This is a genomic window from Streptomyces sp. NPDC101151, from assembly GCF_044768335.1.
Taxonomy (GTDB): Bacteria; Actinomycetota; Actinomycetes; order Streptomycetales; family Streptomycetaceae; genus Streptomyces.
In genome coordinates, this window is record NZ_JBIWPP010000001.1 from 420156 (window position 1) to 441024 (window position 20869).

The window sequence follows — 20869 nt, forward strand, 5'->3', positions numbered from 1 at the left end:
CCGGGCACGCGCGCGCGTACGGCCCCGTCGGCGGGAACGGGGCCGTACGCGTGCACGTGCCGGGCGGTGCGCGCTCAGTGGGCGGCGGTCTCCAGGACCGGCGCGGGCTCGGTCGTGGCGGCCGGGACGGTCCGGCGCCCGGCCGGTATCAGCAGGGTCGCCGCCCCGGCGAGGGCGACCACCGCCGCGCCGACGACCAGCGCGGGCCGCAGTCCGTCGACGAAGGCCTGGGCGCTCTCGTAGCCGCCCTGGGCCGCGAAGATCGACGACATGACCGCGATGCCGAGCGCTCCGCCCACCTCGCGCAGGGCGTTGTTGGCGCCGGAGGCGATGCCCTGCTCCTTGGGGAGGACGCTGGACATGACCAGGTTGGAGGCGGGCGCGAAGAACAGGGCCATGCCGACGCCACTGATGATCAGGCCGGGCAGCTGGACCGCGTAGGAGACGTCCGCTGTGACCACGTAGGCCAGGTAGCCGAGGCCGGCGGCCTGCAGGAACAGGCCGGTGGCGACGACCGGGCGGCCGCCGATGCGGTCGGAGAGGATGCCGGCGACCGGCGCGACGAGCATCGGCATACCCGTCCACGGCAGCATCCTGAGGCCCGCCTCGGTGGGCGAGTAGCCGAGCACGCCCTGCATGTACTGACTGAGCAGGAAGATCGAGCCGAACATCCCGAGGAACATCAGCAGGCTCGCGGCGTTGATCCCGGAGAACGCCCGGGAGCGGAACAGCCGCATCGGCAGCATGGGGTTCTTGCTGCGGATGCCGTGGAGCACGAAGCCGGCGAGCAGCGCGGCGCCCGCGATCAGGCCGGTCAGCACGACGGAGCCGGTCCAGCCGTCGACGGGGCCGCGCACCAGCCCGTACACGATCCCGAAGAGCCCTCCGCTGACGAGCAGGGTGCCGGAGAGGTCGAGCCGGGCGCCGGCGGCGTGGGACTCGGCCAGGCGCAGGCGGGCGAGGGGCATCAGGACCACGCCCAGCGGAACGTTCAGCCAGAAGATCCAGTGCCAGGAGATGTGCTCCGTGAGGCTGCCCCCGATGAGCGGCCCGGAGGCGACCGCGAGCCCGTTGACGGCACCCCAGATGCCGTACGCCATACCGCGCTTGGCGGCGGGCACGGCCGCGGTCAGCAGGGTGAGCGTCAGCGGCATCATCACGGCGGCGCCGACGCCCTGGACCGCGCGGGCGGCGATCAGGGAGCCGATGCCGGGGGCCATGGCCGCGGCCGCGGAGGCCCCGGTGAAGACGGTGAGGCCGGCGAGGAAGAGCCGGCGGCGCCCGAAGCGGTCGCCGAGCGCGGCACCGAACATCAGCAGGACGGCGAAGGTGAGCGTGTAGGCGCTCACGGTCCACTCCAGGTCGTCCAGCGCGCCGCCGAGATCCTCGCGGATGGAGGGCAGGGCGGTGGTGACGACGAGGTTGTCGAGGGCCGCCATGAACCCGGCGACGCTGGTGATGACGAGGGCCCAGACGGCACCCCCGCGACGTGCGTGTGTCTCTTCGGTCTGCTGTGACATCGCTCCCCCAGAGCGTGTTCCACGATCAACGACTGGATCGCTTCGATTAGTTATTGCTTACTAACTTTCCTGCGCACGAAAAGACGGCGAACCATCTCCCCCTGTCGCGCTACTTCTCCAGCCGCCCCGTGACCCGGGCGTCGGGATACATCCCCTCCCATACCTGGTGTTCGGGCGGGAACCCCATGGCCGTGAGGGTGTTGATGAGCATGCCGTAGGCCAGGAAGGTCGTCGTCTCGTTCACATCGCCCCCCGAGGGCCCGTACACGGTCTCCCACAGCCGCATCCAGCCGGCCCGCACCAGCTCACCGAACTCGTGCTCACCCTCCGACTCCGCGGCCGCGACGGTGATGTACGTCTGCATCTGCATCTGGAGCCGCTCGGGCCGCTCCTGGATCAGCCGCACATATGCCGTGCCCATGGCTCGCAGGGCCTCCTCGCCCTCCAGCCCCTCCGCCGCGTCCTCGAAGACCCGGCACATCTCGTCGACGCACCGCAGCGAGGCGGCGACGAAGATCGCCTTCTTGCCCGGGAAGAGCCGGAAGAGGTACGGCTGCGAGACGCCGACCCGCTGGGCGATCGCCTCGGTGGAGGTGCCGTAGTAGCCCCTCCGCGCGAACTCCGTGATCGCCGCGCGAATGACGCTCTCGCGCCGCTCCTCTGCACTCATCCTGGGCATGCAGAGAAGTTAGTACTCAATCACTAACTTCGCAAGGGGGTCTGCGGACGCGCCGGCCGCGGACACAGGCAAGGGGCGCACCGCAGTGGCGGACGCCCCTTGCCCCAGTACTTCCTGCGGGCCGTCAGGCCAGTCGTACGACCGCCCTCGACATGCCCAGCACCTTCTGACCGCCGCTCATCGCGATCAGGTCCACGCGGACCGTGTTGTCGTCGAGCTTGGCCGCGACCTTGCCGCTGACCTCGATCACCGCGCCCTGGTCGTCGTTCGGCACGACGACCGGCTTGGTGAAGCGGACGCCGTACTCCGCGACCGCGCCCGGGTCGCCGGTCCAGTCGGTGACCACCCGGATCGCCTCGGCCATGGTGAACATGCCGTGCGCGATGACGTCCGGCAGGCCCACCTCCTTGGCGAACTTCTCGTTCCAGTGGATCGGGTTGAAGTCCCCGGAGGCACCCGCGTACTGCACCAGCGTGGCGCGGGTCACGGGGAAGGCCTGCGCCGGAAGTTCGGTGCCGACCTCGACGTCGTCGTACGCGATCTTCGCCGTCATCGGTACCTCACGCCTCCTCGGCCGCACGGGCCACGAGCTTGGTCCAGGCGGTCACCACGTGCTCGCCCGCCTCGTCGTGCACCTCGCCGCGGATGTCCAGCACGTCGTTGCCCGCGAGGGACTTGATCCCCTCGATGGTTGAGGTGACCGTGAGCCGGTCGCCCGCGCGCACCGGGCGGGTGTAGGCGAACTTCTGGTCGCCGTGCACCACGCGGCTGTAGTCGAGACCGAGCTGCGGGTCCTGGACGACCTGTCCGGCGGCCCGGAAGGTGATGGAGAACACGAAGGTCGGCGGGGCGATCACATCGGGATGACCGAACGCCTTGGCGGCCTCCGGGTCCGTGTACGCGGGGTTGGTCTCCCCGACCGCCTCGGCGAACTCGCGGATCTTCTCCCGGCCCACCTCATAGGGCGCGGTGGGCGGGTAGGACCGCCCCACGAAGGACTGGTCGAGCGCCATGGCCCGGCACCTCCTGGTCTCGGCAACGTGTCTGGTCTCAGCCACGTGTGAAACGACGTGAGGCCGCCCCCCATCTTGCGGGGGCGGCCTCACGTACGAGCCTGATTTATCGCGTTTCGCGGTGCGCGGTGTGCGCGTTGCAACGCGGGCAGTGCTTCTTCATCTCAAGACGATCCGGGTTGTTACGCCGGTTCTTCTTGGTGATGTAGTTCCGCTCCTTGCACTCCACGCAGGCCAGCGTGATCTTCGGGCGGACGTCGGTGGCAGCCACGTGAGTGCTCCTAAGACGAACGGATGGACTAATTCAACGCAAGAAAGAGTAGCCGATCGAAGGACCGACCCCGCAATCGGCTACTGTCAGTAGCGGTGACCGGACTTGAACCGGTGACACAGCGATTATGAGCCGCTTGCTCTACCGACTGAGCTACACCGCTTTGATGAGATCGAACCCCGCCTCGCGACGGGGACCTCTCACACCAGAGCCCCAAAACGGAATCGAACCGTTGACCTTCTCCTTACCATGGAGACGCTCTGCCGACTGAGCTATTGGGGCGAGCGATGAAGACATTACACGGTCCGCCGCCGTTCACCCAAATCCGTATCCGGGCACCCGTCGAAGGCCCCTTCCCCGGCCGTTACCGGGTCTCCCGGCGGCCTCCCGAGTCCCGCTGCGACGCGGGCACGCGCGCGTGCGGAGGCGGGTCATGAACGACCGGCGCGCGCCTTGCACACGCACGTGAGCGCTGGTGATACCGGCGAGTGACACGTGTACTGCCAGGGGCGGACCACGCCGGTACGACTATTGCGCTCCTCCGCGCTCCGCACGGCTCGCCACCCTAGGCTCGACTCACTCTGCGTGATCTTGAGTCCGTAGCGGCCTTGAGTCCCTAGCGGCCTTGAGCCCCTCACACGGCCCTGCCCCGAGCCCCCGGCCCGACCCCTGGAGTCCGATGCCCGACAGCCAGCCGCAGCCGCCCCCGTCGTCGAACTCGTCAGGGTCCTCCGGACAGCGCGACCCGGCCGCCCTGCTGTTGTGCGGGGCGCGGCTCACGGACGGCCGGACCGTGGACGTACGGCTGGGCGGCGGGCGGATCGAGGCGGTCGGCACGGCCGGCAGCCTGACGCCGGGGCCGGCCCGGAAGAGCGCCGCGCGCGTGGACCTCGGGGGCTATCTGCTCCTCCCGGCCCCGGCCGAACCGCACGCCCACAGCGACACCGCGCTCTCCGCCGAGCCCCCCGGACCGGTCTCGTACGCGCCCGACGACGTCCAGCGCCGGGCCACGGAGGCGGCACTGCTCCAACTCGGCCACGGTGCGACCGCCGTACGCACGCACGTGCGCGTGGGCGACGTCCAGGGCCTGGGCGCGCTCGGCGCCGTACTGCATGCCCGGCGCTCCCTGCGGGGGCTCGCGGAGCTGACGACGGTGGCGATGCCGCGCCTGCTGACCGGGGCGGCCGGGGCCGACGGGCTCGCGATGCTGCGGGACGCGGTGAAGATGGGCGCCTCCGTGGTGGGCGGCTGCCCGGACGTGGACCCGGATCCCACGGGTTATGTGGAGGCGGTGCTGGAGGTGGCCTCGGAGCACGGCTGCCCGGTGGACCTGCACACGGACGCCGCCGACCCGGCCCGGCTGTCCCGGATCGCGGCCATGGCGGGTGGTCTTCGCCCCGGCGTGACGGTCGGCCCGTGCGCCGGTCTCGCACGCCTGCCCACCGAGGGCGCCACCCGGCTCGCGGACCAGCTCGCGGCGGCCGGTGTGACGGTGGTGTGCCTGCCCCAGGGCGGCTGCGGAAGCACGGAGCGGCGGGGCGCGGCCCCGGTACGGCTGCTGCGCGCGGCCGGGGTGCGGGTGGCGGCCGGCAGCGGGGCCCTCCGGGACGTCTCGAACCCCGTCGGCCGCGGCGACCCCCTGGAGGCCGCCTACCTCCTCGCCTCCGCCCACGGGCTCCGCCCCGAGGACGCCTACGACGCGGTGAGCGCCTCGGCCCGCGCGGTCCTGGGCCTGCCCGAGGTCCGCGTGGAGGCCGGCTTCCCCGCCGAACTCCTCGCCGTACGCGGCGACTGCCTCTCCGGCGCCCTCTCCCTCGCCTACAGCCGGATCGTGGTGCACCGGGGGCGGGTGGTGGCGCGCACAAGCGCGGTCCGCGAGTACTGCAACTCGGCGGCGGCAGCAGAGCTCGGACTGCCGAGGCAGGGGCGTAAGGAGTTGTCCTGAGGGGCGCGGGCTCTTGCCCGGGGCGCGGGCGGTCATCTGGGACTGGGGCTCGGACAGGGTGGTGGCTCTCGTCCGGGACGCCGGCGATCATCCGAGGCGGGCGTTCCCGTCCGAGGCGGGTGCTTTCGATCCGAGGCGCCGTGGCCTTCCGTGCGGAGCGAGCGTCTCCGTCCGAGGCGCGCGCTTCGGGTCAGGGGCGCGTGTTCATGTCTGCGCGCCCCTGGCCGTACGCCAAGGCGCCCTGGAGTCGCGGTGCGCCACGGCGCGACCCGGCCTTAACTTGCGCAGCGGTCGCACCTCTTCGGGCGTACGGTCGGAATCATGCGCATTGTCATCGCTGGTGGTCATGGTCAGATCGCGCTGCGGCTGGAGCGGCTGCTCTCCGCGCGCGGGGACGAGGTCGCGGGGATCATCCGCAAGGCCGAGCAGAGCGACGATCTGCGAGCGGTCGGCGCCGAACCGGTCGTGCTCGACCTGGAGTCCGCCTCGGCGGAGGAGGTCGCGGCGCATCTGCGGGGCGCGGACGCGGCGGTCTTCGCGGCAGGCGCCGGCCCGGGCAGCGGCACGGCCCGCAAGGGCACGGTGGACAAGGGTGCGGCGGTGCTGTTCGCGAACGCGGCCGTAAGCGCGGGCGTACGCCGCTTCGTGATGGTCTCCTCGATGGGCGCGGACCCCGCGCACAAGGGCGACGACGTCTTCGACGTGTACCTGCGCGCCAAGGGCGAGGCCGACGCGCACGTCACCCGGCAGGCGGCCCTCGACTGGACGATCCTGCGCCCCGGTGCGCTGACGGACGACGCGGGCACCGGTCTGGTCCGCCTGGAGGCCCACACCGGGCGCGGCCCGATCCCCCGGGACGACGTGGCGGCCGTCCTGGCCGAGCTGGTGGACACCTCGGCGACGGCGGGTCTGACGCTGGAGCTGATCAGCGGGTCGACGCCGGTGTCGGTCGCGGTGAAGTCGGTCGCCGGGAACTGAGGCCGGCCGCCGGCCGTTCACCCGTCAGAAGAGAGGCAGCTGCCCGGGAAAGTCCGGCACGGTATATCCGTCCAACGCCGACTGGACCGCCCCGAGTTGGGCCTGCTGCCGGGAACCGGAGCACGAGACCAGCTCCCCGCCCTCGCGCGCCCCGGGCGGGTCGTGCCGCGCGAAGCGCCCCGCGACGACGGCGATCTCGCGACGGCACACAGGACAGGTTCTGCGACGGGAGGCCATGCCGTCAGTGTGCCCCGTTGCCTGCCCGAACGAAGGCGCGCACGTTCTGAGTTGCGAAGCAAGGTCCGCAGGAGCGGAATCCCTTCCGCAGACGAAGGGACTCTGCGGGCAACTCCCCTTGGTCGAAGGCGACCGAAGCAGCGTCTTTGACAGTGCGTTTTCCCCGCCTCGGTGAAGCTCTTCACGGGTGACCCGACACGGCCGTCGACGCCGACGCCCCGGCACCGGCTGACGGTCCGGTAACGATCCACCGAAGCCCGGCACACACCTACATGGAACATACATACGATCCGGTGCATGAACAGAGCTGTGAAGATCGGCCTCGCCGGTACGTGCACCGCACTGCTCGCCCTCGGGGGAATCGGTACCTACAACATCGTGCACGGCTTGACCGCTGATCCCGCGGGCTACGGCACGCCGAAGGCCGCGCGCAGCTTCGACCCGGCGACGATGTCGAGCACGCCGCCGTCGGACGCCGAAGCGGTCGGACTGGCTCGTGCGTTCCTCGACAGCTGGTCCCGGCAGCATCTCGAAGGCGCGGCAAGCGATACCGACCAACCGGACAGCGCGTCGCAGGCATTGCGGGAGTACACGCACGGCCTGCACCTGAAGAAGCTGTCGTTCGATCACATTCTCTCCGAGGGACCGTCGACGGTGACGCGGGGCGCCACCAAGGTCACCTTCGACGTCACCGCCCGGGTCGCGGGCGGCACCTGGAGCTACTCGAGTGCGGTGGCGGTGCTGAAGAGCACGGACGGCCTGCTCGCGGTCCGTTGGAACAACTCGGTGCTCTATCCGGGCCTGGGAGACGGCCAGTCGCTGACCGCGGGCAGACTTCCGGCCGGCGCGAACGCGGTGAAGGTGGTCGCGAACGACGGGAAGACGGACCTCTCCGCCTTCGCGTCCCTGCAGGACATCACGACGACGATCCGCCAGAACGCGAGGCCCACCGGTGGCAGCACCGGCACGGGCGTGGCCGTGGTCGACGGCGGCGGCGCGGGCGTCGAGACACTGAAGGTCTTCACCGAGGGGCGGGCGCCCGTCATCAGGACCACCATCGACGCGCACCTCCAGGCGGTGGCCGAGAACGCGGTGAAGGACTCCCACCTTCAGGGGATGCCCGCCGGGACCGTGGCGCTCGACTGGAGGAACGGCCGCATTCTGGCGATCGCGCATACGGGCGCGGACGGGGACATCGCCATCAACGGCATCAAGTCGCCGGGCTCCACCATCAAGATCATCACCTCGGCGGCCCTGTTCGACCGGGCGGGCCTCACGGCGAGCAGTCCTGCGCCGTGCACCGACTCACTGATGGCCAACAGCCAGATGTTCCACAACGACCCCGGGGTGAGGGCCAACCCAGGATCCTCCCTCGCCCAGGCGTTCACCGTGTCGTGCAACACCTCCTTCATCAAGGACGGGTTCCACCACCTGGTGCACGACGGCGACGCCTCCGCCCTGCACGACGAGGCGGTGAACGTCTTCGGCATGGGCAACTGGTCCATCGGCGGCGGGGTCGCCACCACCGACCCGAGCATCCCGCCGGACGTCCAGGGCGGCGACCAGGCGGCTCAGTTCATCGGCCAGGGCAAGGTCACGGCCACCCCTTTGTTCATGGCGTCCGTGGCGGCGACCGTCCGCAACGTCGGTTTCGAACAGCCGGTCATCCTGCCGGGACAGCATCAGGACACCGCGCCCCGGCCCATCTCCGCCCGCACGGCCGGATATCTGCAGTCGATGATGCGCAGCGTGGCCACCAGCGGTACTGCGGCTCCCCGGCTCGGCGGGCTGGCGGGTGTCGGCGCCAAGACGGGCACCGCGGAGGAGGGGGATCACACCAACGGCTGGCTGACCGCCTACAACTCCCGCGTCTCGGTCGCGGCCCTCGTCGAGGGCGGCAGTTCCGGCGTGGACTCCGCCGGATACGTCGTCCGGCGGCTGCTGACCAGCAGCTGATCTGTAGCTGATCAGCAGCCGACCGGCTCCTCACCGGTAGCTGATCGCCGAATCCCCTGGGGCGCGGGTCCGCGCGTCCGCCACTGGCGGACGCGCGGACCCGCGGACCTTGCGTTCAGGGGAGCGGCCAGCCGTTGTCAGACCGCGGCACCCGGTCCTGCCGACTTGCGACGGCGCACCACGAACACCGCGCCGGCGCCGACAGCCACCGCGGCGCCGCCGGCCAGGGCGATCATGGGAAGTGCGGAGCTGGAGCCAGTCTGGGCGAGGTGGCCCTGGGGCTCGATCTTCGTGTTGCCGGACGGCTGCTTCGGCAGCGGCTTCTTGCCGCCCTGCGGCTTGGCGTCACCGGGCTCGCCGGGCGCGGAGCCCGCCTTGAGGATGTCGAACTCGTAGAAGCTGTCGTCGCCGGAGAAGACGCAGTTGCCCTCGTCGTCTGCGTACATGCCGATGCTGATGGCGTAGCCGAGGCCGGCCGGAGCGGTCTTGTCCACGGCCAGGCGCAGGTCGATGGAGAAGGACTCGTGGGCCTTGACGTCGGTGTAACCGAGGTAGCCGGCGCCCTCGTCGTTTTCGTCCAGGGAGATGTCGACCCACTTGCCGGAGGTCGGGTCCTCGTACTGCAGGGTGAGGTGGCTGGTGTCGATGAAGTAGTCGTCCAGGTCCGTCTGGGCGGCGAACACACCGAGGTCGACACGCTGGTAGGAGCGGTCCCCGGTGTTGTTCACCTTCAGCTGGAAGCCGTGGAAGCCGCTGCCCGCGACGATCTTCGAGGGCAGGCCCGAGAGGCTGGTGTGCAGGTCCTTGTCGACCTTGGGCTCCTCGCTGCCGCACTCGAACGGACCCGTCGACTCGGACGCGGACGCCGAGGGAGTGGCGGATGCCGAGGTCGACGCGGAGACGCTGGGGGAAGCCGACTGGGTGGCGGCAGGAACGTTCTCGGCGGCCGCCGGCGTGGTGTCGTCGGCCGCCGGAGTCGTCTCGTCCGCGGCCGGGGGGGTGTCCTCGGCGGCGGGCGTCGTGTCGTCGGCAGCGGGCGTGGACTGCTCGCTGGCGGGTGCTGTCTCGCTGACGGTGGGCGAAATCCCGCCGTCGTCGTCCGTGGCATGGGCGAGCGGCGCCGCCAGCAGGACGGCCGGAATGGCGGCCGTCGCGGCGGCGAGAGCCAGAGAGCGGCGAAGCTTCATGCGAACCTCGGGGGCAGGAGTGGCCGAAAGCGTACGCAATGACGACCCGCAGCATCCGAAAATGGTTGTCTTGAATTCACATCACACTTAGGTGACGTGAGCCGGCTCGGTGTGGCGCGTAGCGCGGGAGGAAGCCGGGGAGTGGGACAGGCTCGACCAGCACCACGGCCGGCGCCCGCCAGGCGCCCATCCGGCACCCGTCCGGCACCCGAACCGGGCAACCGTCCCGGGAGACCCCGGAGTTGCCGGAACCGATCATATTAAGACAAAGTTCACTGCCGGTCGGCTCGGCTCGGCTCGGCGCACCGTCGACCACCACCCCACCGCCGGACGAGCAGCAGCGGCGTGACCTGGTCCGATCCGATGTCGTTGACCCGGTTATGAAGAAGACCAGCGCGCTCGCCGCGCTCACCATGGCCGGTCTCGCGCTCGCCACCCCAGCCCACGCCGACAACGGCGGCGACTTCGGCCGCGGCATCAATGTCGCCGGCTACCGGCACTTCTCCACCGCCGACCTCTGCAAGCAGGCGCTCGCGCTCGTCCCCGTGGCCGCGCCATGGACCGGTCAAGATGTGGACGACGCCTGCAACAACCGCGACCACACCGACCGCGCCGACCACACACACGACTAGTCCAGGCAGCCCAGCTCCGTATCCGGCCGGCAGTGAACGCACGCCGGTACCTGCTGGCGGAGTGCGTCGAGCGGCCTGCTCGCGGGTGACCGGCCGGCACCGGCCGCTCTTCTTCGCCGCCCAGCAGTCGCCGGCGTGGACCCGGTCCACGTTCACCCTGTTCAGTCCGTAGTGGATCAGCCGTACCGGCGCCGACAGGATCGTTCACGCGCGCGATTCCAGGAGGCGGGCCGTTCCCTGGCATTCACAAAACGGGGCTGCCCCATGCCACGGAAACGGGACCGCTGCCGGTCAGGTTGCTGCCGCGTTCCGTGAACGGCTCACCGGGCGGACGGCGGGGCGTCACAGACCACACCAGCGTGACAGGCGTCCCGGTAGGAGGTCTCGTAAGCGTGCTCTCCGGCATCCTTCGCGACGATCAAGATCCCGCAGATGACGACGGCCATGATGACCTGGCCAACGGCGACCACGCGTACGCGCCGGATTCCGGCCACGACGGCGGCAACCAAGGCGGCGGCCGGCACGAACGCGGCCTTCTGCAGGTAGGGGCCCGGTGGATCGCCGTAACTCTGCGGATCCCACGACCAGTACGACGAAACCCAGGACAGCCAGATCAGAACAAGGGCCGCCAGCTCGACGGCAGCCAAGGCCATGGCCACGCCCTTACCGGTACGTTCGGCTTCTGCATTCACCCCGCGACTTTCACCCCGGCGGTCGCGCGGTGTCATGAGCACCCGTACTCACACCCGGCTCATGGCACGCGCCAACAGTGGTCAAGGTTCCCTGCGTTGATATTGCGACCTGCACTGGCCAGGGTGGGACCTGCTCCGGCTGAGGGAAATCCGCCCCCGACGTGCCGGCGCGGGCACGTGCCGCTCCCGCCCGATCCGGCCGTCCTGTTTCCAGGTGCACGCCGAGTTCCGAAGGGCGGGGACCAAACCGCCGACGCCAAGAGTTCCGCGCGGCTCAGGCGGGACGGGTCTCGGCGCCGGGTGGCGGCCGGAGATCCCGTGTGCTTCCACCAGTACCGCCAGTACCGCCAGTACCGCCTCGAGGACACGGTCCGGGTCCCCGGCTCCGCCGACACCGGGACCTGGGTCCTGGCCTGGTGGGCTGCGGTAGCAGGCGGACACGGCGGCCCACATACTGAAGGCCCGTCCCGAGGAGATCCTCATGGTTGACCACGCGGCCATGGAGCGCTGCTGGGCGGCGCACACGGACGGCGAGTTCGTGCACCTGGACCTGCAGGCCACCATGAGCACGATGACCGACCGTCCGACCGTGCTCCATGTGCCCACCGCGATGGGCGCCAGCGGACGACGCGAGGTCTCCGACTTCTACGCCCGCTGGTTCATCGGCCGCAATCCCTCCGACTTCGATCTGCGATCGGTTTCCCGCACTGTCGGGGATGAGCGGATCGTCGACGAGCTGATCGTGTCCTTCACTCACGACATGGAGGTCCCCTGGATCCTCCCCGGCGTGAGCCCGACCGGCAGGGCGGTACGGATCCCCCTCGTGGCGATCGTGGCCTTCCACGACGGCGCCATCGACAGCGAGCACATCTACTGGGACCAGGCGGCCGTACTCGCCCAGACGGGCCTGGTCGATCCTGCCCTCGCCGCGCAACTGCCCCTGGTGGAGGACCAGGTCACCGTCATGGACACCGGCACCGGGTTCAACGAACTGGCACAGCGTTCCGCAGGGCCGCCGTCCTAGGGCGAAGCACCGCCCTCACCGACAGCCGGTCGCTGCACTGCCGAGCTCCACTGCGGGCGACGCTCCTGCTCGGGCCCGCTCCGCCCGCGCTGCGCCGACGCTCGCCCACTGGCCGATGGCCATGCGTCGATCACCGCGTACTCGACGGTCGGAACAGTGCACGCACAGGTCAACGTCTATCGCCGCCCCGCCGAAATCGGCCTGGGCGCGTGCCTCTACACTCCGCACACCTGTTCACCCCACCGTCATGGATCAGGACGGTGGGCCTGCCCTGTGGGGGGTTTCATGCGCAGACTTGCTGTCGGCATTCTGCTGCCGTGCACGGTGGCGCTCTCAGCTCTGAGCGGTCCGGCCGCCGAGGCCGTGACCGGCAACGGAGATCTGAAGATCACAAAGGTGTCGTTCAACGGTGGCAAGTCCGTCGTGGTCGGCACCACGGAGAAGAAGACCTTCATCCTGGCGATCACCGCCACGGACAGCTCCGGGATCAACGCGGCCTACTCCGACATCTTCAGCACAGCAACCGCCACCGGTTTCGGTTACCACGACAACCTGGGCTGCAAGGCCGTCAACGCCACCACCGCCACCTGCTCGATGAGCTACGTCATGGACCCGGGCCACTACGGACTGGAGAACGCGCAGGCCGGGGCCTGGCGGGCGTACGTGGACATCAGCTCCAAGGACCACGACGTCATAACGGAGAACTTCCCGGACAAGTTCTACGTCAAGCGGTATGCCAAGCTCACGACCGACGCCTCGCCCGAACCCGTACGCAAGGGCACGACGCTGACCGTGACGGGCAAGCTCAGCCGGGCCAACTGGGACGACAACGCGTATCACGGGTACGCCAACCAGTCGGTGAAGCTGCAGTTCCGCAAGGCGGGCACCAGCACCTACACCACGGTCAAGACCGTCGCCACAAGCAGCACCGGCACCCTGAGGACCACCGTCGCCGCTGCCAGCGACGGCTACTGGCGCTACACCTTCGCGGGCACCACCACGACGGCCTCCGCCACTGCCGCCGGCGACTACGTCGACACCAAGTAATCAGTGGACGCCGACACCGGCCGCGGGTGGCGGCAGCCGGGATTCGGCGGGTCGAGACGGCAATCCGCGCCCCCTCCAAGCGCTCATTGCCGTGTGCTCCGACGGGGGCGACCAGCGCAGCGCCGCGTAGTGCCCTCCATTCCCACCGCGGCGCGGGCCGGCGAAAGCCCGGCAAGATCTCCGCTCGACCGGGCCAACGCGGCTGAGATGCCGAAAATCCCGTCCACGCCCCGTCCACACACTTCGAGACGGGGCGTTCGAACACGAGACGGCGTGAGACGGTGCGCTGATCTCCAAGGGGCTGACGAAGGGTCCGTGTGGCGGCGCCAGGATTCGAACCTGGGAAGGCTGAGCCGGCAGCTTTACAGCGGGCTCCGCCCACGCACTGCGACCTGCGCCTTCTCTGATGCAGGCACTACCGGGGGACACCTGGGGAAACGAGTCGGCAGGCGGCCGACCGCAGCCTTGCAACCGCTCCCGGCAGGTCCGGCGCACCCAACCTAGACTCAAGGGGACGGAGCTCACCGCGAGACCGCCCTGCTGATGACTCAACCACCGGTTTGTGCGCAGGGTAGGGGATGCGCATGCCAGGTCCACGAAAGAGGCGCGCACGTGTGGGGCTGGTGCCGCTTACCACCGTGGCCGGTGGGCTGCTCGCCCTACTGATCGGGCTTGCCTTCACCATGCTGCTCTGGTCGATCCTCGGGCTCGGCGAGTCGACGGCTGCCGGTCGCCGCACACAGACGGCGCTCGCCCAGGCGAGGACGGTCGAGGGACTCATCGTCGACCTGGAGACAGGCCAGCGCGGCTTCGTCATCACGGGGGAGAAGCAGTTCCTCGAGCCATGGCAGACCGCCCGGACCACGTTCTCCGGTCAGGCAAAGCAACTCGTGGGCCTCAGTACCACCCCCGGCCAGAAGAAACTGGCCCGGCAAATCAGGCAGGCCGGCGAGTCCCTCATCCACGACTACTCGATTCCGCTGGTCGCGGCTGCGAGCCGAGGGGATCCCCGTGCCCACGGCGTGGCGGCGACGCTGGAAGGGAAGCAGCGCGTCGACGCACTCAGGAAGCAGTTCGACCGGTACGGCTCGACACAGGAAGCCCTGATCGCGGCGCGTGAAAGCGCGGCCAACGCTGACGCCCGGGGAGCGGTCGTGGCCGCGTCGATCGGCCTTACCGGCTCGATACTCCTCATCGCGACCTTCGCCGGGTACGTGATACGGGCCGTTGTCCGGCCGGTCCGCAAGGCGGCCGGCGTGGCGACTCGGCTCGCTGACGGCGACCTCGCCGTGCGGATGCCCGAAGCCGGCAGGGGCGAGATCGGGCAGCTCGGGACAGCGTTCAACACCATGGCCTGCTCACTTGAGGAGAGTCGTGAGCAGGCACGTCACGCTCACGAGCGCCTCGGACTGCTGTACGAAGCCAGCATCGTCATCGGCACGACTCTCGACGCGAAGCAGACCGCACAGGAACTGGTGCGCGTGCTGATCCCACGCTTCGCCGACTTCGTCACCGTCGATCTGGCCTTGCCCGTCCTGCTCGTCGACGAGCCGCTCGCCGGCCACAGCGCATGGGCTCGCCGCGTCGCACTGGGTGGGGTCCGCGATGACCCCCCTCTCGACCCTGTGGACTCACAGATCGCCCTCGCGACCGCGAGCGCGACCTTCGTACCGGACCTTCGTACCTCCTCCGTATGGCAGGCCCATCACGGCCACCAGGCCCGCAAACTGCTGGACTACGGCATGCACTCGCTGATCACCGCCCCGCTGTACTCACGGCGCGCACTCGTGGGTGCGATCGGCCTCTGGCGCGCGGAGAACCGCAGCCCGTTCGGCGAGGACGAGCTGTCCGATGCCGAGGAAATCGCGGCCAAGGCCGCCGTGGCAATCGACAACGCCCTCAGCTACGCCCGCGAGCACGACACAGCTCTGACGCTGCAACGAAGCATGCTGCCCCGCAGCTTCAACCCCCCCGGCGGTATCGAGATCGCCCACCGTTACCTGCCCGCCTCCGACGCCAGTGAGGTGGGCGGCGACTGGTACGACGTGGCCGCCACGACCCCCGACAAGGCCGCCCTGGCCATCGGCGACGTCATGGGGCACGGCATCGCCGCCGCCGCCGTCATGGGGCAGATGCGCAGCACACTCCGCGCTCTCGTCCGCCTGGACCTGCCCCCCGACCAGCTGCTGCACCACCTTGATCAGACCATGCAGGACCTCGACGGCCAGATCCTCGCCACATGCCTGTACGGCGTGTGTGACGCCGCGGCCAACCGCTGCTGGCTCGCTCGGGCCGGACACCCCCCACCTGCCCTGATCGCCCCCGACGGCACTGCCCGCCTCATCGACCTGCCCCCCGGCGCACCGCTCGGCATCGGTGGCATCTCCTACACGACCACCGAGATCCCCGTCGCTCCCGGGACCGTGCTCGTCCTCTACACCGACGGGCTCGTCGAAGACCGAGAGCACGACCTCGATGAGCGCCTGGAGGAGCTCACCCACCTCCTCGCCGGTACCCATCCGTCCCTCGACGAGCTGGCCGACACCCTCATCAACCGCCTCGCCCCAACCCCCGCGCAGGACGACATCGCCCTCCTCATCGCCCGCGTCGGCACCTCGATCCCCCGGTGAACGCCCTGCCTCGGCGGCGTACGACAGGACGGACTCAGGCAGCAGAGCGAGAGCGGGGCGGGCTCGAAATGAGGTCGGTGAATTTGCAGTCTCAGCCGGGTCAGCAGCTGACCGCTCTTGCGCCGACGGTCAACTCGACTCGGTGGGCGAAGACATCCAAGCGTGATGGAGATCGGCCCGAACCGTCTCTCGCAGCGCTCCCGTGGCTTCCCGCCGGAGCGGGCACGCGAAGGGTACGGGGCTGCCACCGTGCCTCGGGCCCCTCGATGCGAACTATGGGAGGGGCGGTCACTGAGGTCTGCGAGGCATGTCAGTCGGCTGCTCGGGTTCGGTAACGGTCGATCGTGGGCGCGGAGGTTGCTGTACTTCGCTGCTGTAGCGCACCCCGGGGAGGTCTGCCCGGACGGGACGCCGAGCAGACGCCCACTTCAGCCAGTCGCGATCAGGCAGTACTTGGAGGGGACGCCGGCAAGTTCACACGTGGCAGCATCCTCCTCGCCCTCGGAACGATGTTGCTGAAGATACGCCGCTGTCGCACGAGTTCCAGCTCCGAAGCACGTCGGATTCTGCACCACGATCGTGCTGAGGATCTTCACTCGTGTCGTTGTCACGTCCGCGCTCATGGAGTTGAGGTAGTCGTCATCGTGGGACTCTCGTTGCTTCTGCTTCCGAAGCTGTCCGGCTCGCTTCTCAAAGTCCTGGTTGGCCTGCTCACACGTCGCGGACCGCTCGGCCGCGCTGTCGTGCCGCGTCGCGCCGACGGCATAGCCGCCCAGGGCCAGTGTGATTGCTCCTGCGCTGACCAGCGCGATCATCGAACGCTTCATGGCCGGGGATCGTATACGCCCAGGTGAGGCCGCTCGCCACCGGCGCCTGCCGGTCTGCGGTCGACGACGCTGAGAGGTTGGCTGCGAGACTCTGGGCGGGAGTTGCCATGGGGCGAGCGATCATGGCCCCTTGAGCTTCCGGCGAGTCGGGCAGTCTGTGGACCTGCCATGCGTGAGTGGAACGAGCCCTAGTGACCCGTGCTCTGCCCGGGGGACACGCCCTGATCAGAGGTGAGATTCGGGCGGCACGGGGTGAGACCGGGCATTCGATTCCGAGGCTGCATCGAACAACGGGCAAGAACGAAGGAACCCCCTCCCACCTGCCGTAATGGCTGATTGGAGGGGGTTTTCCCCAGTGTGGCGGCGCCAGGATTCGAACCTGGGAAGGCTGAGCCGGCAGATTTACAGTCTGCTCCCTTTGGCCGCTCGGGCACACCGCCGGGGTTGCTGCCGTTCGAACCGCCTTTCGGCGGTGCTCCCTGGCAACGACGTAAACAATACCCGATGCCGAGGGGTGCTTCGCCACCCGATTGATCTGCGCCTCTCAGGTCGCGGGGTGGCTAGGCTGGTGCGGATGCGGCTCGGCTGGTGCGGATGCGGCTCGGCTCCGGGCCGGGCTCGGCGGCCGCCGCCACGCACCCGATACGCACACCGACAAGCACCCCGATACAAGGAGCCACAGGACATGGCCGACTCCAGTTTCGACATCGTCTCGAAGGTCGAGCGGCAGGAGGTCGACAACGCCCTCAACCAGGCCGCCAAGGAGATCTCGCAGCGCTACGACTTCAAGGGCGTGGGTGCCTCGATCTCGTGGTCCGGTGAAAAGATCCTCATGGAGGCGAACTCCGAGGACCGGGTGAACGCAGTCCTCGACGTCTTCCAGTCCAAGCTGGTCAAGCGGGGCATCTCGCTCAAGGCGCTGGACGCGGGCGAGCCCCAGCTCTCCGGCAAGGAGTACAAGATCTTCGCGTCGATCGAGGAGGGCATCTCCCAGGAGAACGCGAAGAAGGTGGCGAAGATCATCCGCGACGAGGGCCCCAAGGGCGTGAAGGCCCAGGTCCAGGGCGAGGAACTGCGGGTCACCTCCAAGAACCGTGACGACCTGCAGGCCGTGATCGCCCTGCTGAAGGGCAAGGACTTCGACTTCGCGCTGCAGTTCGTGAACTACCGGTAGGACACCGGCAGGTGACGAGCAGAAAGGGTGGGCACCTTCGGGTGCCCACCCTTTCTGACGCGTGCGTCGTCGTGTCAGTCGCGGGAGTTGCCGAACAGAACGCGGTAGACGATCAGCAGGACGAGCGAGCCGCCGATCGCGGCGGCCCAGGTCGCGCCGTCGTAGAAGTTCTTGGTGACCGGGTGGTCCAGCCAGCGGGCCGATATCCAGCCGCCGATGAACGCGCCCGCGATGCCGATGAGGGTCGTGCCGATGAAGCCGCCCGGGTCACGGCCCGGCAGCAGGACCTTGGCGATGGCTCCGGCCAGAAGCCCCAGAATGATCCAACTGATGATCGTCATGCCGTGAACCTGCCCTCCCGCGCTGTGTCCGCACTGTCCTGCCTCTGAAATTCCGGTGAGGATCGGCTGTCCGTCGCGCGCGTGTTCGTGCCGTGTCGATGAAGAGGACGCCACGGATCCGCCACCCGGTTGCGGCGATCAGTAGGGTGCGGCCCATGACACCTTCCGGCGCCGGACTGCGCCGCACCCTGGGCGTGCGGGACGCCGTGGTCGTCGGGCTCGGCTCGATGATCGGGGCCGGCGTCTTTTCCGCCCTGGGCCCCGCCGCGCGTGCCGCCGGGCCAGGGTTGCTGCTGGGGCTGGCGGTCGCGGCCGTGGTGGCGTACTGCAACGCCATGTCCTCGGCCCGCCTGGCGGCCCGCTATCCGGCGTCGGGCGGAACGTACGTGTACGGCAGGGAGCGACTGGGCCCGTTCTGGGGGTATCTCGCCGGCTGGGCGTTCGTGGTCGGCAAGACGGCCTCCTGTGCGGCCATGGCGCTCACCGTGGGGGCGTATGTGTGGCCGGGGCAGGCGCACGCGGTGGCGGTGGCGGCCGTGGTGGCGCTGACCGCCGTGAACTACGGCGGCATCCAGAAGTCGGCGTGGCTGACGCGCGTGATCGTGGCCGTGGTGCTGGCCGTCCTCGCCTGCGTGGTGGTCGTGTGTCTTGCCTCCGCGGAGGCGGATGCCGGGCGGCTCGGCATCGGGCTGCCGTCGGGTGTGGGCGGGGTGCTTCAGGCGGCCGGTCTGCTGTTCTTCGCCTTCGCCGGGTACGCGCGGATCGCGACCCTGGGCGAGGAGGTGCGGGATCCCGCGCGCACCATTCCGCGCGCCGTCCCGCTGGCTCTCGGTATCGCACTGGTGGTGTACGTGTGCGTGGCCGTGGCTGTGCTCGGTGTCCTCGGCGCGGACCGGCTGGGGCACGCTGCGGCTCCGCTGGTCGACGCGGTGCGGGCGGCCGGGGCGCCGGGGCTCGCGCCCGTGGTGCGGGCGGGGGCCGCGGTGGCCGCTCTGGGGTCGCTGCTCGCGCTGATCCTCGGTGTGTCCCGGACGACGCTCGCCATGGCCCGCGACCACCATCTGCCCGGAGCGCTGGCCGCCGTTCATCCGCGGTTCCGGGTCCCGCACCGGGCGGAGCTGGCCGTGGGCGCCGTGGTCGCCGCGCTGGCCGCGACGGTGGACGTACGCGGCGCCATCGGCTTCTCCTCGTTCGGCGTGCTCGTCTACTACGCGGTGGCCAACGCCTCCGCCTGGACGCTGAGCCCGGCCCTCTCGGCACGGCTGGTACCCGCCGTGGGGCTGCTGGGTTGCGTGACGCTGGCGTTCGCGCTCCCGGCGCTCTCGGTCGCCGTGGGGGCAGGTGTGCTGGCCCTGGGTGTGGCGGCCTACGGCGTACGGCGATGGTGGGCGGGACGCGGCGCAGGCGAGGCCGACCGGGCTCCGGGGCGGTAGGTCAGCGCGCCGCGAACGGCTGGTCCGTACGGACGATCTCGCGGCCCAGCGGCAGCAGGGAGACCGGGATCAGCTTGAAGTTGGCGATGCCGAACGGGATGCCGATGATCGTCAGGCACAGGACGATGCCGGTGGTGATGTGGGCGAGGGCCAGCCACCAGCCGGCCAGGACCAGCCACAGCACGTTGCCGAGGCAGGAGGGCGCGCCCGCGTCGTGGCGCTCGACCGTGGTGTACCCGAAGGGCCACAGGGCGTAGACGCCGATGCGGAAGGCCGCGATGCCGAAGGGTATGCCGATGATCGTGATGCACAGCAGCACACCCGCGAGCAGGTAGCCGAGGAACAGCCAGAAGCCGCTCAGGACGAGCCAAATGACGTTCAGGATGGTCTTCACTGGTTGCGTCCTGCCATCTTCTCGAGCCGGGCGATTCGCTCCGCCATCGGCGGGTGCGTGGAGAACATCTTGGTCAGTCCCTGGCCCGCGCGGAAGGGATTCGCGATCATCATGTGGCTCGCGGTCTCGATCTTGGGCTCAGGGGGCAGCGGGAGCTGCTGGATACCGGTCTCCAGCTTGCGCAGGGCACTGGCGAGGGCCAGTGGGTCGCCGGTGAGCTGGGCGCCCGAGGCATCGGCCTCGTACTCCCTGGAGCGGCTGATGGCCAGCTGGATGAGGGTGGCGGCGAGCGGGCCCAGGATCATGATCAGCAGCAGGCCGAACAGGCCCGGGCCGTCGTCGTCGTCCGAGCGGCCGATCGGGATCAACCAGGCGAAGTTGACCAGGAACATGATCACCGAGGCGAGGGCGCCGGCCACAGAGGAGATCAGGATGTCGCGGTTGTAGACATGGCTCAGCTCGTGGCCGATGACGCCGCGCAGCTCGCGCTCGTCGAGCAGACGCAGGATGCCCTCGGTGCAGCACACGGCCGCGTTGCGCGGGTTGCGGCCCGTCGCGAAGGCGTTGGGTGCCTCGGTCGGGGAGATGTACAGGCGGGGCATGGGCTGGCGGGCCTGCGTGGACAGCTCGCGGACCATCCGGTAGAGCGCGGGGGCCTCGAACTCGCTCACCGGGCGGGCGCGCATCGCGCGCAGCGCCAGCTTGTCGCTGTTCCAGTACGCATAGGCGTTCGTGCCCAGCGCGATCACGACCGCCACGATCAGTCCCGTACGGCCGAAGAAGCTGCCGATGACGATGATGAGTGCGGACAGTCCCCCGAGGAGTACTGCGGTCCTGAGCCCGTTGTGCCGGCGGTGCACGGTACGCCCTCCAAGTCGTGCAGCAGGGG

General features: G+C 69.7%; 21 protein-coding genes, 3 tRNA genes and 2 pseudogenes. 9 read left to right on the forward strand and 17 right to left on the reverse strand.

The window, feature by feature from the left end:
- Positions 1-74: 74 nt before the first annotated feature.
- From ACIRU3_RS01990 to ACIRU3_RS02020, 7 genes are all read right to left on the reverse strand, one after another.
- The gene (locus ACIRU3_RS01990; protein WP_404049977.1) at positions 75-1520 is read right to left on the reverse strand and encodes a DHA2 family efflux MFS transporter permease subunit; all 1446 of its coding nucleotides are present in this window, start codon (positions 1518-1520) and stop codon (positions 75-77) included.
- Positions 1521-1629: 109 nt separating this feature from the next.
- A complete protein-coding gene (locus ACIRU3_RS01995) occupies positions 1630-2199 on the reverse strand; it encodes a TetR/AcrR family transcriptional regulator (protein WP_404049980.1) in 570 nt (189 codons plus the stop codon).
- 124 nt (positions 2200-2323) lie between these two features.
- Positions 2324-2752, reverse strand: a complete 429-nt coding sequence (locus ACIRU3_RS02000; RefSeq protein ID WP_404049983.1) for a MaoC family dehydratase — start codon at positions 2750-2752, stop codon at positions 2324-2326.
- 7 nt (positions 2753-2759) lie between these two features.
- Positions 2760-3212, reverse strand: coding sequence for a MaoC family dehydratase N-terminal domain-containing protein (locus tag ACIRU3_RS02005; protein WP_404049985.1), 453 nt, complete (start codon positions 3210-3212; stop codon positions 2760-2762).
- A 106-nt stretch (positions 3213-3318) separates the two neighbouring features.
- A complete protein-coding gene (gene rpmG / locus ACIRU3_RS02010; protein WP_003948671.1) occupies positions 3319-3483 on the reverse strand; it encodes a 50S ribosomal protein L33 in 165 nt (54 codons plus the stop codon).
- A 90-nt stretch (positions 3484-3573) separates the two neighbouring features.
- Positions 3574-3646, reverse strand: a tRNA-Met gene (locus tag ACIRU3_RS02015).
- A 46-nt stretch (positions 3647-3692) separates the two neighbouring features.
- Positions 3693-3765 (reverse strand) — tRNA-Thr (locus tag ACIRU3_RS02020).
- A gap of 397 nt (positions 3766-4162) precedes the next feature.
- Here ACIRU3_RS02020 and ACIRU3_RS02025 point away from each other — a divergent pair.
- Both ACIRU3_RS02025 and ACIRU3_RS02030 read left to right on the forward strand, forming a co-directional pair.
- Positions 4163-5428 (forward strand): amidohydrolase family protein, encoded by a 1266-nt coding sequence (locus ACIRU3_RS02025; RefSeq protein WP_404049988.1) that lies wholly within the window; start codon positions 4163-4165, stop codon positions 5426-5428.
- 321 nt (positions 5429-5749) lie between these two features.
- Positions 5750-6406, forward strand: a complete 657-nt coding sequence (locus ACIRU3_RS02030; protein WP_404049991.1) for an SDR family oxidoreductase — start codon at positions 5750-5752, stop codon at positions 6404-6406.
- A gap of 24 nt (positions 6407-6430) precedes the next feature.
- On the opposite strand, the gene ACIRU3_RS02035 is transcribed toward ACIRU3_RS02030, so the two are convergent.
- On the reverse strand, positions 6431-6643 hold the full coding sequence (locus tag ACIRU3_RS02035) for a hypothetical protein (RefSeq protein ID WP_404049994.1): 213 nt from the start codon (positions 6641-6643) through the stop codon (positions 6431-6433).
- Between the two features lie 297 nt (positions 6644-6940).
- On the opposite strand from ACIRU3_RS02035, the gene ACIRU3_RS02040 reads away from it, so the two are divergent.
- Positions 6941-8599 (forward strand): penicillin-binding transpeptidase domain-containing protein, encoded by a 1659-nt coding sequence (locus ACIRU3_RS02040; protein WP_404049996.1) that lies wholly within the window; start codon positions 6941-6943, stop codon positions 8597-8599.
- Positions 8600-8736: 137 nt separating this feature from the next.
- On the opposite strand, the gene ACIRU3_RS02045 is transcribed toward ACIRU3_RS02040, so the two are convergent.
- Entirely contained in the window at positions 8737-9786 is a 1050-nt protein-coding gene (locus tag ACIRU3_RS02045) for an LAETG motif-containing sortase-dependent surface protein (protein ID WP_404049998.1), read from the reverse strand.
- A 242-nt stretch (positions 9787-10028) separates the two neighbouring features.
- Here ACIRU3_RS02045 and ACIRU3_RS02050 point away from each other — a divergent pair, with 242 nt between their 5' ends.
- Complete coding sequence (locus ACIRU3_RS02050) at positions 10029-10418, forward strand: hypothetical protein (protein WP_404050567.1); 390 nt, start codon at positions 10029-10031, stop codon at positions 10416-10418.
- On the opposite strand, the pseudogene ACIRU3_RS02055 reads toward ACIRU3_RS02050, so the two are convergent.
- From ACIRU3_RS02055 to ACIRU3_RS02065, 3 genes and pseudogenes are all read right to left on the reverse strand, one after another.
- Positions 10415-10459 (reverse strand): annotated as a pseudogene (locus ACIRU3_RS02055) (hypothetical protein); the annotation flags it as partial. The gene ACIRU3_RS02050 and the pseudogene ACIRU3_RS02055 sit on opposite strands and share 4 nt — an antisense overlap.
- Before the next feature lie 67 nt (positions 10460-10526).
- Positions 10527-10574: pseudogene (locus ACIRU3_RS02060) on the reverse strand (hypothetical protein); the annotation flags it as partial.
- Positions 10575-10738: 164 nt separating this feature from the next.
- Positions 10739-11146 (reverse strand): DUF6234 family protein, encoded by a 408-nt coding sequence (locus ACIRU3_RS02065; RefSeq protein ID WP_404050001.1) that lies wholly within the window; start codon positions 11144-11146, stop codon positions 10739-10741.
- Between the two features lie 445 nt (positions 11147-11591).
- Between ACIRU3_RS02065 and ACIRU3_RS02070 the strand changes: the two genes are divergently transcribed.
- The 3 genes from ACIRU3_RS02070 (at position 11592) to ACIRU3_RS02080 (ending at position 15811) form a co-directional block, all read left to right on the forward strand.
- Positions 11592-12134: a nuclear transport factor 2 family protein gene (locus ACIRU3_RS02070; RefSeq protein ID WP_404050004.1), complete on the forward strand. Its 543-nt coding sequence runs from the start codon at positions 11592-11594 to the stop codon at positions 12132-12134.
- A 285-nt stretch (positions 12135-12419) separates the two neighbouring features.
- Positions 12420-13181, forward strand: coding sequence for a calcium-binding protein (locus tag ACIRU3_RS02075; RefSeq protein ID WP_404050007.1), 762 nt, complete (start codon positions 12420-12422; stop codon positions 13179-13181).
- Positions 13182-13795: 614 nt separating this feature from the next.
- Entirely contained in the window at positions 13796-15811 is a 2016-nt protein-coding gene (locus ACIRU3_RS02080; protein ID WP_404050010.1) for a SpoIIE family protein phosphatase, read from the forward strand.
- Positions 15812-16239: 428 nt separating this feature from the next.
- Here ACIRU3_RS02080 and ACIRU3_RS02085 read toward each other — a convergent pair whose 3' ends face one another.
- Entirely contained in the window at positions 16240-16638 is a 399-nt protein-coding gene (locus ACIRU3_RS02085) for a hypothetical protein (protein WP_404050012.1), read from the reverse strand.
- Positions 16639-16996: 358 nt separating this feature from the next.
- Positions 16997-17078, reverse strand: a tRNA-Tyr gene (locus ACIRU3_RS02090).
- A 245-nt stretch (positions 17079-17323) separates the two neighbouring features.
- On the opposite strand from ACIRU3_RS02090, the gene ACIRU3_RS02095 reads away from it, so the two are divergent.
- Entirely contained in the window at positions 17324-17812 is a 489-nt protein-coding gene (locus ACIRU3_RS02095) for a YajQ family cyclic di-GMP-binding protein (protein ID WP_404050015.1), read from the forward strand.
- 74 nt (positions 17813-17886) lie between these two features.
- Here the strand turns inward: ACIRU3_RS02095 and ACIRU3_RS02100 are convergent, their stop codons facing one another.
- Positions 17887-18153, reverse strand: a complete 267-nt coding sequence (locus tag ACIRU3_RS02100; RefSeq protein ID WP_404050018.1) for a GlsB/YeaQ/YmgE family stress response membrane protein — start codon at positions 18151-18153, stop codon at positions 17887-17889.
- A 155-nt stretch (positions 18154-18308) separates the two neighbouring features.
- Here ACIRU3_RS02100 and ACIRU3_RS02105 point away from each other — a divergent pair, with 155 nt between their 5' ends.
- Positions 18309-19586, forward strand: coding sequence for an APC family permease (locus tag ACIRU3_RS02105; protein WP_404050020.1), 1278 nt, complete (start codon positions 18309-18311; stop codon positions 19584-19586).
- A 1-nt stretch (position 19587) separates the two neighbouring features.
- Here ACIRU3_RS02105 and ACIRU3_RS02110 read toward each other — a convergent pair whose 3' ends face one another.
- Together ACIRU3_RS02110 and htpX are read right to left on the reverse strand one after the other, a co-directional pair.
- Positions 19588-19980 carry a YccF domain-containing protein gene (locus ACIRU3_RS02110; protein ID WP_404050022.1) on the reverse strand — a complete coding sequence of 131 codons (393 nt, stop codon included), beginning with the start codon at positions 19978-19980 and terminating at the stop codon, positions 19588-19590.
- Positions 19977-20840 carry a zinc metalloprotease HtpX gene (gene htpX / locus ACIRU3_RS02115; RefSeq protein ID WP_404050026.1) on the reverse strand — a complete coding sequence of 288 codons (864 nt, stop codon included), beginning with the start codon at positions 20838-20840 and terminating at the stop codon, positions 19977-19979. The genes ACIRU3_RS02110 and htpX overlap by 4 nt, the downstream gene beginning before the upstream one ends.
- Positions 20841-20869 lie beyond the last annotated feature (29 nt).